Origin of the sequence: Sorangium sp. So ce1335, assembly GCF_051521615.1 — a bacterium.
Lineage (GTDB): Bacteria > Myxococcota_A > Polyangia > Polyangiales > Polyangiaceae > Sorangium.
Map to the genome: position 1 here is coordinate 12,174,196 of NZ_CP150363.1, position 12,409 is coordinate 12,186,604.

Below are 12,409 nucleotides of genomic sequence, written 5' to 3' on the forward strand. Positions count from 1 at the left end.
CTACGGCGGAGGCGGGCGCGGGAGAGATCCGGGGCGGCGCGGCGTGCCGCGGCGCGGCGGGCGCCCGGGGCCGGCGGCACGCCGCGCGGGCGTGGGGCGGCGCGGCGTGCGGGGCCTCGGTCACCTGGTACTTTTCCAGGCCACGCCGCGCCCCGCTGATCGCGCTCGATCCGTGGGCGACGACATCGATGCGCCGCCAGGTGCTCGATACGCACATCGATCAACCTGCGCGCACCGAGCGCTCCGCTCGGGCCCGGCCCTTCGGGCGGCCACCTACCAATACCGCGCCGCTCGGGGTAGGGTGGCGCCGCCACGATGCCGGAACGCCCGCCCGAGCCGCCCCTGACCTCCGACGAGGCCGCGAAGCAGCGGGCCGCGGCCTACCTCGGGCGGGTCATCTCGAAGCGCTACCGCATCGACGAGGTCATCGCCATGGGCGGCATGGGCGCGGTCTACCGCGGCGAGCACGTGCACATGCACAAGCGCGTCGCGATCAAGATCCTGCACCCGGAGACCGAGCGGCTCCCGGAGCTCGTGGAGCGCTTCGAGCGCGAGGCGATCGCCGGCGCCCACATCCAGCACCGGAACGTCGCCTCCGCGACCGACTTCGGCGAGGCCGAGGACGGGTCGTTCTTCCTCGTCCTGGAGTACGTCCGCGGGACGACGCTCCACGAGATCATCCGGCGGGGGCCGATGCCCGCCCCGCGCGCGGCCGCGATCGCCAGGCAGCTCGCGGCCGCGCTCGACGCGACCCACGCGATGAACATCGTCCACCGCGACCTGAAGCCGCGCAACGTGATGGTGGTCGAGTCGCAGGGCGATCTGGTGAAGCTCATCGACTTCGGCCTCGCCAAGGTGAGCGTCGACCAGCTCCGCCGATCCGCCGCGTCGCCGGAGTCCGTGCGGGCGCCGGAGTCGCTCCCGGCCCGGCTCACGACGGCCGGGGTGATCTTCGGGACCATCGCCTACCTCGCCCCCGAGTCGGCGCTCGGGATGGACTTCGTCGACGAGCGCTCGGACCTCTACGCCCTGGGCCTCATCTTCTTCGAGATGCTGGCCGGCAAGCACCCGTTCCCGTCGAGGGATCCGGTCGAGCTCTTCAACCAGCACCGCAGCGCGCCCGTGCCGGCGATCGCCGAGCATGTTCCGGGCGTGGCGGTCCCGCCCGCCATCGAGGCGGTCGTGCGCCGCCTGCTCGAGAAGCAGCCGCGCGCCCGCTTCGAGACGGCCGCGGAGCTGATCGCGGCGCTCGACCAGGCGTGCGCCGCGTCGGGGATCGCGACGCACGAGCCGAGGGCGGAGATGTCGTCGCGCGCGGAGATGTCGTCGCGCGCGGAGATGTCGTCGGTCCCCGCGATCGGGGAGGCGGCGCGCGTTCCGAGCAACCGGCCGCCCCTGCCCAGCGCAGCGGCGCTCGGGCCGGAGGCGAGCCCGGGCAGCGCGTCGGCGGTCGTCCTCGGGGACTCGTGCCTCGTCTCGCTGAACGAGGTCGCGGACGCGCTGGAGTCCGCTGCGCAGCGGGCGCCCGGCGGGCCGGCCGAAGGCGGCGCGAGCGCGCCGGAGCCGGAGCGCGCGGGCGAGCCGGGGGAGGACCGCGGAGGCGGCGAGGACCGCGAAGGCGGCGAGGACCGCGGAGGCGGCGAGGCGCAGGCGGGGGCTGCGGAGCCGGCGCAGGACGAGGCGGAGGAAGCCCCGGCGAGCTTCTCGCGGCCGACGCCGGTGCGCAACACGCCGACCCTCGTCGCCGAGCTGACGCGCGACTCGCGGCCGACGGCGGTGGGCGGGGCGGCGTTCATGGCGCAGGTCGCCTTCTCGCGGGGGGAAGCCGCGGGCGGCGATGGTCCTGCCGGGTCTTCCGGAGCCGACGACGCCGAGCTGACGCGCGACTCGCGGCCGACGGCGGTGGGCGGGGCGGCGTTCATGGCGCAGGTCGCCTTCGCGCGGGAGGAAGCCGCCAGCCGCGCTGCTGCTTCCGGGGCGGCCGATGCGCCGTCGGCGCCGCGCGAGCCGCCGGAGGCGCCAGCGCTATCGCAGGAGCAGCCGGGGTCGACGGCGTCGGCGTCGACCGAGCCTGCCCTGGAGGAGCGGGCATCGACGGCGCCAGCGAGGCCGACGCTGGAGGCGCCGTCTCCGCCGCCGGCACATCCGGTGCGTCCGCTGGAAGAGGCGGCGCCGGAGGATCCGGCGGAGCCGACCTCCACACGGCTGCCGCTGGAGGAGCGAGCGCCGTCGACGGAAGCGCTGGCGCGACGTCCGGAGGAGCGCTCATCGAAGGAGCCGTCGCAGCCGGGCACGGAGCGGCCGTCGCAGGCACCGGCCGCCGCGGTACCGGCGCCTGCGAGGCCGTCATCGCCCTCGGCAGCGGGTCCGGCGCCTGCGAGGCCGTCATCGTCCTCGGCAGCGGGGCCTTCCTCGGCAACGGAGCCCTCGTCCGCGAGGCCGTCGTCGTCCTCGGCAGCGGGGCCTTCCTCGGCAGCGGGTCCGGCGCCTGCGAGGCCGTCATCGCCCTCGGCAGCGGGGCCTTCCTCGGCAACGGAGCCCTCGTCCGCGAGGCCGTCATCGCCCTCGGCACCGGGGCCTTCCTCGGCAATGGAGCCCTCGTCCGCGAGGCCGTCATCGCCCTCGGCAGCGGGGCCTTCCTCGGCAACGGAGCCCTCGTCCGCGAGGCCGTCATCGCCCTCGGCAGCGGGGCGCTCGTCTGCGAGGCCGACTTCTTCCTCCGCAGCGGGGCCCGTGTCGTCCGAGCCGCGCGCGCCTGCTGCGGGGGAACCTGCGTCATCGAAGCCGTCGGCGCCCGCTGCAGCAGAGCCTGCGCCGTCGAAGCCGCCGGCGCCCGCTGCAGCAGAGCCTGCGTCGTCGAAGCCGCCGGCGCCCGCTGCAACCGAGCCTGCGCCATCGAAGCCGCCCGCGCCCGCCGCCGCAGAGCCCGGATCCTCGGAGCCGCCCGCGCCGTCGGCCGCAGCACCCGCGTCGTCGCAGCCGCCCGCGCGGTCCGAAGGCGCGATGCTCACCCGGAAGGAACCCCCTTCCGCTGCGCCGGCATCGCCGCCGCAGGACGAGTCGCCCGCCGAGGATGCGGCGCCCGCCTCCGAGCCGACCTCCGAGCGGCTGAGCGGCTCGCGGCCCGCGTTCGCTCCGACGCTGCTGCGCGAGCTCGAGGCCGCCGAGGCAGAGCGCGTCGCGAAGGAGCGCGAGGAAGAGGCCAGACGGAAGCGCGCCGAGGAGGAAGAGCGCGCCGCCCGCGAGCGCGAGGAGAAGGCCCGGCGCAAGCTCGCCGCCAGGGAAGCGCGCGCCGCGCAGCGCAGCCAGGGCGACGCCGGCGCCCGCCTGCGCCGGATCGTCCCCTATCTCGCCGGCGCCGTGATCGCGGCGGGCGTGATCGCAGCGCTCGCCGGCGGCGGGCGGGCCCCGCCCGAGCCGGACCCGCAGCTCGGCCAGGCGAGCCCGCCGGCGAGCGCGCCCGCGACGAGCGAGCCCGCCCCGCCCGACGCGGCCGCTGCCGCTGCCGCGGAGTCGGCCGGGCCCACCGCTCCGGCGCCCGGTGCCGCCGCCCCGGCCGCGCCCGACGCGCCCGCCGCGGCCGACACAGCGGCCGAGCCCCCGCCGGACGAGGCGGGCCGGAAGGCGCTCGCCGACGCCGCCAGGGCGCGACGGTGGGTGAAGGCCGCCGAGGCGCTCAACGCGCTCGCCGAGCGCGATCCCACCGCGCTGCGCGACCGCGCGATCGCGATCGCGGCACGCAACGTCGCCATCGCCATCTCGAAGACGGGCGGCGAGCTCGCCGACAAGGTCTTCGACGCGCTCGCGAGCCGCTTCGGGGCCGACGGCCTCGACGTGCTCTACGAGATCGTCGAGACCCGCGGCCGCTCCACCCCGGCCACCCGCGCGGCGAAGCTGCTCCGCGATCCAGAGGTCGCAGCCCGCGGGACGCCCGCCGTCCGGATCGCCTTCGAGCTGCGCGACGCCACCTGCGGCGAGAAGCTGCCGTTCCTCGACCGCGCCGTCTCCGAGGGCGACAAGCGCACCCTGGTCGTGCTCGAGACGGCGGTGAGGCCCTGTTACACGAAGAACCGCACCATCGACGAGGCGATCAAGAAGCTGAGAGCGCGGCTCGACGGCGGGTGAGCCCGCGCCGCGCCGCCGCCCGCCACCCGCGCCGGGCGGCGCGCAGCGCTGCCGCCGCCTTCACCCGAACCGCACGCGCTCCTCGAAGGGCACGTCGCCGACCGAGAGCACCTCTCCGAGCACCCAGGCGCGCTCGCCGCAGCCGGCGAGCGCCTCGATGGCCCGGTCGGCTGCGCGCTTGTCGACGACGGCGACGAGCCCGACGCCGAGGTTGAACGTGCGCCGCATCTCGGCCTCGTCCACCGGCCCGCCGCGCTGGAGCACCTGGAACACCGCCGGCCTCTGGTACGAGCCGAGATCGAGCTGCGCGCCAAGCCCGTCCGGCAGCACGCGCGGCAGGTTGCCCGGCAGGCCGCCGCCGGTGATGTGCGACAGCCCCCGGACCGCATCGCCGCACGCCGCGAGCAGGGCCGAGATCGCGCGCGCGTAGATCCGCGTGGGGGTGAGCAGCGTCTCGCCCACGGTGCCGCCGAGCTCATCGACGCGGTCGGTCATCCGCAGCCCCATCTCCTTCTCGAGCACCCGCCGCGCGAGCGAGTAGCCGTTGGAGTGCAGCCCGCTGGACGCGACGCCGAGCACCGCGTCGCCGGCCGCGACCCGCTTGCCGTCGAGGATGCGCGAGCGCTCGACGACGCCGACGGCGAAGCCGGCGAGGTCGTACTCGCCGTGGGCGTACATGCCGGGCAGCTCGGCGGTCTCGCCGCCGAGCAGCGCGCAGCCGGCCTGCTTGCAGCCCTCGGCGATGCCGCGGACGACCGCCTCGCCGACGTCGACGTCGAGCTTGCCGGTGGCGAAGTAATCCAGGAAGAAGAGCGGCCGCGCGCCGACGGTGAGCACGTCGTTGACGCACATGGCGACGAGATCGATGCCGACGGTGTCGTGGACGCCCGTGGCGAAGGCGACCTTGAGCTTGGTGCCGACGCCGTCGGTGCCGCTGACGAGCACCGGCTCGTTGAGGCCGGCCGGCAGGGTGCACAGGCCGGCGAAGCCGCCCACGTCGGCGAGCACCTCGGGGGTGCGCGTCGGCTTGGCGAGCCGCTTGATGCGCTCGACGAGCGCGTCCCCTGCATCGATATCGACCCCCGCTTCCCGGTACGTGACGCTCATGGCAGGCGCCATCCCATACCTCGGCGGCAAAGGGAAGCGGGCTCGCTCCCGGGGAGCGCGCGCGCGGCGCGAGGATCGCGATGGTCGCGTTGCAGCCGAACGCGACCGCTCCTTCGGGAGGCCGCCGGAAGGAATTCCAACTCCGGTCAAGGCCTCGGTGGAGGCCGCCGGGAGCTGCCACTCGAAGTGTTCTCTGTCGAGCCGCCTCGAACTGAACACCGGGGAGTTCGGCAGCGCATGCCCATGACGCCGAGCCGTTTGACTTCGCGCGCGGCGCTCCGCGACGATGGCCTCCATCATGGCACGCACGGCCCCCGTCCCTAACATCCCAGCGATTCCTGGCATGAACCCTGGCACGTTCATCCTGGGTGGCGGAGGGGGTGGAGGCGGTGGTCGCGGTCGTGGCGGGCGGGGACGCGGCGGTGACCAGGGGGCGGGAGGGAAGGGTGGTGGTAAGGGGCCCAGCGGCGGCGGCAAGAACGCCGGCGCGTGCGGGCCGGGTAGCGGCGGCGGGTGCCCGAATCCGACGCACGGGCGCGGCGGCGGCACATCGGCGGGAGATCCGGTCGATCCGGTGACGGGGCGGGTCTATACGGCGAAAACCGTGGATCTGGCGCTCGGTGGGATGATCCTGCCGCTCCGGATCGAGCGGAGCTACTCGTCCGAGACGAACGATCTGGATCTGGGGCTCGGTTTCGGGTGGAGCCATTCGCTGGCATGGGCAATCGAGGAGCGGCGGAGGACGCTGCGCGTCGTCGAACCGCACGCGGCGCCGACCGAGGCGGAGATCCCCGAGCCGGGGCGCCCCATTCCGATCCCGTGCGGCGTGCTACGGCGTCATGAGGGGGGATACACGCTGGAGGCGGACGGCGTGCTGCTTGTGTTCAGCGAGCGACGGGATAGCACGTGGCTGCTATCACGCATCGTGGACCGGTACGACAACGAGATCCGGCTCTTGTACGAGCGAGGACGACTGTCTCATGCGCTCGACGCGGTGGGGCGCATGGTGCGCGCGCGGCGGTACGCGGACGGGAGGATCGCCGCGTTCGAGGTGAAGGACGCTTCGGCGGGAGCGGGATGGCGAGCCTTTCGGGTGTACCTTTATGACGAACGAGGGGATCTGGTGGCGGCGCGCGACGCGGCGGGCCATGAAGAGCGGTACGACTACGACGACGATCACCGCTTGATCCGGCGCCGTGAGCCCGGGGGGCTCGTGGCGGAGTTCCGCTACGGAGACCACGGTCGCTGCGTGGAGGCGTGGTGCCATCGCGCGGGCAACGACGCGCTCGACCGCGACGTGCCCGACACGCTGGACGACCGAGAGACGAAGGCGAAGGGGTTCTGCCACGTCAAGATCGACGACTCCGATCACTTCGTCGAGGTGATCACCTCGCGCGCGAAGCGGCGGATCGAGGGGAACCACCTGGACAAGACGGACAGGGTCGCGTGGTACGGAGGCGCGCATTCCTATGCGTTCGACGCCGCGGGCAACGTGCTCGCGTACCAGGACGCGCTGGGGCACTGGTGGCGCTACGAGCGTGACGCGCAGGGCCGGCTGCTGTTTCACACCGATCCGGTGGGCGCGAGGACGGAGTACAGCTACGACGAGCGGGGCCTCGTCAAGGAGGTGCACGACGCGCTCGGCGGGTTCGCGCGCTACGAGCGCAACGCGCAAGGGGATGTCGTCGCAGTCGGCGATGAGCTCGGTCCGGTGGTGGCGTTCCGCCATGACGAGCGCGGGCTGCTCGTCGAGGCCACCCTGCCGAACGGCGGGGTGACGCGGATGGAGTACGACGATCTCGGCAACCGCGTGGCGGTCGTGGAGCCGGACGGGGCGAGGCGGGAGATCCGTCATGATTTTCTCGGACGGGTGACGAGCTTCGTCGACGAGCGCGGGCTGGAGACATTCTATCAATACGACGTTTGCGGAAGGCTCTTGAGCGTCCGGCGGCCGAGCGGTGCGACGGACCGGTACGGCTACGACGTCGATGGCCATCTGTCAGAGATCGCGGACGCGGACGGTCGTGTGACCGAGCTGCGATGGGGCGGGATCGGGGTGGTGACGGCGGTGGTGAGGCCGGACGGGAGCGTCGTGCGGTACTACTACGATCGCGAGCAGGACCTGGTGCGGGTGGTGAACGAAGCGGGCGAGGAACACCGGTACGTGCGCCGCGGCGAGGGGAGGATCGACGAGGAGCGGACGTTCGACGGGCGGACGTTTCATTACCGGCACGATCCGATGGGGCGGATCACGGAGATCCGGGACGGGGTCGGTCACGTAACGTTCGCTTATGACCCGTGCGGTCGGCTGGTGGAGCGGAGCTTCTCGGATGGGTGGAAAGAGGAGATCGGTTATGACCTGCTCGGCCGGGTGGAGCGGGTGACGAGCGAAGAGGTCATGTGCGAGTTCGCGTATGACGCGCGCGGAAGGGTCGTGCGTGAGACGGTGACTGCGGGCGGGCGGCGGACGGTGGTGGAGACAGCGTACGATGCGCTCGGAAAGGCGGTGCGCATGAGCGGGCCGTTCGGGCGGACGGAGATCGCGCGGGACGTGGTGGGCCGGGCCGCGAAGGTGACGTTTGGGGACGCTGGCGCGCGAGGGGCGATCCAGATGGCGTATGATCCAGCGGGCCATCTGGTCGAGCGGGTGTTGCCGGCGGGAGGACGCATTTCGGAGGCGGTGACGCCGGACGGGCTGCCGGCGTGGGCGCAGGTGACCGGTCCGCGGGCGCTGCCCGCGGTGCGCCCGGGCGAGCCGGCCTGGGTGGGGCCGTCGCCTCGCGAGATGACGTGGGCGCAGCGCTACGGGTGGTCAGCGGCCGGGCTGCTCGGCGCGGTGGGCGACAGCGAGGCGGGAGGGGCGTATGTGGAGTATCTACGCGATGCGCAGGGGCGGGTGATCGAGCGGCAGCGGAGGGAGGGGGCGCGACGAGAGCTGATAGAGGGCTATCGCCACGGGCCGAACGGGGAGCTCTACGAGAGCGGAGCGGATCGGGAATATGCTCCGGGCGGGCGGCTCCATGCACGGGCCGGTGCGGAGCTTGCGTATGACGATCGGGGCCGGGTCATGAGCAAGAGAACGCCGGACGGCCAGGTGGTTCGCTTCGAGTGGGGCGACAACGACCTGCTCCAGGCGGTACGGCTGCCGGATGGGCGGGTGGTGCGCTTCGAGTACGATCCGTTTGCGCGCCGGCTGGAGAAGCGGGTGGAGCGGGGGCGTGACCGGGTGGTGGAGAGCGTGACGCGGTATACCTGGAGCAGGGATGCGCTGGTGCACGAGCTCCGCGAGCTGTTCCCGGCAGCGGGCGGGGAGCCGGCCGTGGAAGAACGGGCGTATGCGGTGCTGCCAGAGCGGGGGACGCCGCTCGCCGATCGGGTGCGGCGCGGCGAGCGCGACGAGGCGCGGTACTACGTCGAGGCGCCGAACGGGATGCCGGCGGCGCTGGTGGGCGGGGACGGGAGGCTCGTCGGCACGATCGAGACGTCGCTGTTCGGCAAGCCCGAGGGGGAGCAGGCCGGACTGACGCCGGTGAGGTTTCCAGGGCAGTACGCCGATGAGGAGACGGGGTTCTACTACAACAGGTATCGGTACTACGATCCGGAGACGGGACAGTACCTTAGCCCGGAGCCCATCCGGCTGGAGGGGAGCCTTCGAGCCTACGCGTATGTCGATGGGTGGCCTCTCGAGTTCTCGGACCATGACGGTCTCGCAAAGATGCATACGGAAGTGACCGGTTCCTACGTAAAGAAGAACGGAAAGCAAGCCAATGTAACAAAGTACGGGCACTCCGGCATGGCGGGATCCACTGACCTGCACCCCGCAGTGGAGGCTGCGCTGGCACCCAACAATGCGCGTCCGGAGGGTAACGGCGGAGCCCAGAGTGTTTGCTCCGAGCCCAAGGCGCTGAGCGATTATCTGAAGCAATGGGAGCAAGATACAGGAAAATCGTGCAGGCCAGGCCAGGAAAACTGGCAGAATCACCTAGGGGAGGCCCTCGACAGTATCGGCAGCATGAAATCGTACATGGGGAGTAATAAGGATCAGCTCGAGCAGGCCTGCCCCAATTGCTCTCAGACAGTCCCGCGACTCTGGGGGCTCGCGGGCAAAGCTCCCCCGGGGACGGACAAGGTGCCTGGGGGGTTCACCAGCCGCAGCAACCCGTCTCAGAATACAACAGGGCCGGACTACGACCCGTCATGGAACCCTGACGCGAACAGAGCACAGTCATCGACGAGGGAAGGTCCGTATATGGACAAAGGAGGCAAGGCCGTGGATCCTGGGGCCTGGAATTGGGATGGGAACCGATGGACGAGGCTGTGATGCAACGATGGTCTCCCGCCACGCGCGAGCAGATCGGTCAGGCTCCCGTCTTGCCCGGCGTCGGTCTTCGACCCGATTCGCCGACGCTCGCGGAAGACGAGGAGCTCCTCGATCTGACGGGGCGCCGTGGGTTCCCGCTTCTCGGGGGGGTAGCGTTCGGCTACCCCGCTGCTCGCGCGCTCGCGCCCAGCACGGTGCCCTCGAAGGGCCGCGGTGAGCGCCGCCTCTTCGCGTGGGATCGCTGGAAGGGCGCGCTCTACCTCGACTCCTTTGGTGGCCTCGGCGTCGGCCTGTGGCGCGAGTACGTTGCGCTGATGGCGTCCGTGAACTGTTTTGACGCTTTCTGGCCCTCGCTCGTCGTGCGCCGTCGTCGGGCCGCGCAGGCGTTCTGGACACGGCTGAGCGAGCAGTTCTCACTTCGACCGTCTGGAGAGGGTGGAGCGATCCTTCGAGCGGACGATATCGTCGTCGCGCAGCCGCGCATCTTCACGCGCACGCTGGCGGCGCTCGGGGACGTGCTTCGGTTCTGTGCCTGCGAAGGTGCCCGGGCGGCGTTCGACGTTGGCCCTGGAGTCGCTGTGCGCGAGCTTGCAGAGCTGTCGGTGCCCACGTCTGATCCTCTCTACACGGACGAGTCCCCCTTCACTTCGCGCCGTGTGTGGGTGACTGATGATCGCGTGATTCAGGGCGATTTCGTGCTGGAACAAGCGGTCGCGCGGCTCGACATCGTGCGCGCAGGAACGACTCAGCACCGTTGCCGCGCGCCGGCGCTTGGCTCGCCTCGGCTCGTTCGCTACCTGGAGGACCAAGGGGCCGTTTGCGTCGCGGCGCCCTCGGTCTCCGCGCCGCCGACGCTGGTCGAATCCCTTCGTGGAGTCGTGGGAGAAGACTGCCTGGTGATGCGCCGCGAGCACGAGATGCCGGATGGCGCACTGTGGCTGGGGTTGCTTCCGCGCGAGATGCTCCCGGAGCGAGCTCAGTCGCTCCTCGATTTCGAAGGCGGAGCAGAGTCGTTTCCGACGGGGCTTCGCCTTGTACACTGGCCGCTCTGGTCGTGGAAGGACATGGAGCTCGTCGCCGTGGGAGCATGGCACGACTGGAAGCTCATCCTGTGGTCCGGCGAAGGCGGATTGTGGGTATACGCAAACATGCCTGAGCAGATGGACTTTGTGGCAGGAGAGCTTGGGACATGGCTCGAGATCCTCGCGGTGGAGGACGGTCTCGCGGAGGCCGAGCGGCTCCGCGTCGAGCTGGCTTTCCCGCTGGACGCGCACCTGCAGCGGGGGCTCATCGCGGAGCGGCTCGGCCTCCGACCGGTCCCTGAGTGCACGGACCGCCTCGTGTCCAGCTATGAGGGGCAGGACCTCTGGCTCCGCGAGCTGATAGCTCCACTTGGAGGCTCGTTCTGTGTGGTTCGCTGCGACACCAGCGAGCGGGCGCTCCGGCTGATCGAAAATGTACGAGAGGTGATGCGGCTGGAGACAGTGGCCATCAGCGCCTGGAGCGAGAGTCGGACGCAGCTCTCGCAGACGCTCGGCCGCGAAGGCATCCGGACTATCTCGTCAAACCGACAGTGGTGGTCCGATTTCAACGATTCCGACGCGCATCCTCCGTGACATCCAGCGGAGCGGCGCGTCTGCCTGAGCGCATCGTGGAGGCGCGCTGGACTTCGGGGCCGCGGAGGCGGTGAGCCCTGCGCGTCAGGACGAGCCGCTCGTGGCCCCCCGGGCGCCTGGGAGGGCGGTCGCCGACTCCTCCTCCGGCTCAGCCGAACCGCACGCGCTCCTCGAAGGGCACGTCGCCGACCGAGAGCACCTCTCCGAGCACCCAGGCGCGCTCGCCGCAGCCGGCGAGCGCCTCGATGGCCCGGTCGGCTGCGCGCTTGTCGACGACGGCGACGAGCCCGACGCCGAGGTTGAACGTGCGCCGCATCTCGGCCTCGTCCACCGGCCCGCCGCGCTGGAGCACCTGGAACACGGCCGGCCTCTGGTACGAGCCGAGGTCGAGCTGCGCGCCAAGCCCGTCCGGCAGCACGCGCGGCAGGTTGCCCGGCAGGCCGCCGCCGGTGATGTGCGACAGCCCCCGGACCGCATCGCCGCACGCCGCGAGCAGGGCCGAGATCGCGCGCGCGTAGATCCGCGTGGGGGTGAGCAGCGTCTCGCCCACGGTGCCGCCGAGCTCGTCGACGCGGTCGGTCATCCGCAGCCCCATCTCCTTCTCGAGCACCCGCCGCGCGAGCGAGTAGCCGTTGGAGTGCAGCCCGCTGGACGCGACGCCGAGCACCGCGTCGCCGGCCGCGACCCGCTTGCCGTCGAGGATGCGCGAGCGCTCGACGACGCCGACGGCGAAGCCGGCGAGGTCGTACTCGCCGTGGGCGTACATGCCGGGCAGCTCGGCGGTCTCGCCGCCGAGCAGCGCGCAGCCGGCCTGCTTGCAGCCCTCGGCGATGCCGCGGACGACCGCCTCGCCGACGTCGACGTCGAGCTTGCCGGTGGCGAAGTAATCCAGGAAGAAGAGCGGCCGCGCGCCGACGGTGAGCACGTCGTTGACGCACATGGCGACGAGATCGATGCCGACGGTGTCGTGGACGCCCGTGGCGAAGGCGACCTTGAGCTTGGTGCCGACGCCGTCGGTGCCGCTGACGAGCACCGGCTCGTTGAGGCCGGCCGGCAGGGTGCACAGGCCGGCGAAGCCGCCCACGTCGGCGAGCACCTCGGGGGTGCGCGTCGGCTTGGCGAGCCGCTTGATGCGCTCGACGAGCGCGTCCCCTGCATCGATATCGACCCCCGCTTCCCGGTACGTGACGCTCATGGCAGGCGCCATCCCATACCTCGGCGGCAAAGGGAAGCGGGCTCG

At 72.0% G+C, this 12,409-nt stretch carries 5 protein-coding genes; 3 read left to right on the forward strand and 2 right to left on the reverse strand.

The window, feature by feature from the left end:
- The first annotated feature begins 315 nt into the window (after positions 1-315).
- Complete coding sequence (locus WMF24_RS45405) at positions 316-4,125, forward strand: protein kinase domain-containing protein (RefSeq protein WP_437733721.1); 3,810 nt, start codon at positions 316-318, stop codon at positions 4,123-4,125.
- Positions 4,126-4,185: 60 nt separating this feature from the next.
- Here WMF24_RS45405 and purM (WMF24_RS45410) read toward each other — a convergent pair whose 3' ends face one another.
- Entirely contained in the window at positions 4,186-5,232 is a 1,047-nt protein-coding gene (purM, locus tag WMF24_RS45410) for a phosphoribosylformylglycinamidine cyclo-ligase (RefSeq protein WP_437733722.1), read from the reverse strand.
- Between the two features lie 343 nt (positions 5,233-5,575).
- Between purM (WMF24_RS45410) and WMF24_RS45415 the strand changes: the two genes are divergently transcribed.
- Together WMF24_RS45415 and WMF24_RS45420 are read left to right on the forward strand one after the other, a co-directional pair.
- A complete protein-coding gene (locus WMF24_RS45415; RefSeq protein ID WP_437733723.1) occupies positions 5,576-9,553 on the forward strand; it encodes an RHS repeat-associated core domain-containing protein in 3,978 nt (1,325 codons plus the stop codon).
- Positions 9,553-11,169, forward strand: coding sequence for a hypothetical protein (locus WMF24_RS45420; RefSeq protein ID WP_437733724.1), 1,617 nt, complete (start codon positions 9,553-9,555; stop codon positions 11,167-11,169). The genes WMF24_RS45415 and WMF24_RS45420 overlap by 1 nt, the downstream gene beginning before the upstream one ends.
- 148 nt (positions 11,170-11,317) lie before the next feature.
- Here the strand turns inward: WMF24_RS45420 and purM (WMF24_RS45425) are convergent, their stop codons facing one another.
- Positions 11,318-12,364: a phosphoribosylformylglycinamidine cyclo-ligase gene (purM, locus tag WMF24_RS45425; RefSeq protein ID WP_437733722.1), complete on the reverse strand. Its 1,047-nt coding sequence runs from the start codon at positions 12,362-12,364 to the stop codon at positions 11,318-11,320.
- Positions 12,365-12,409 lie beyond the last annotated feature (45 nt).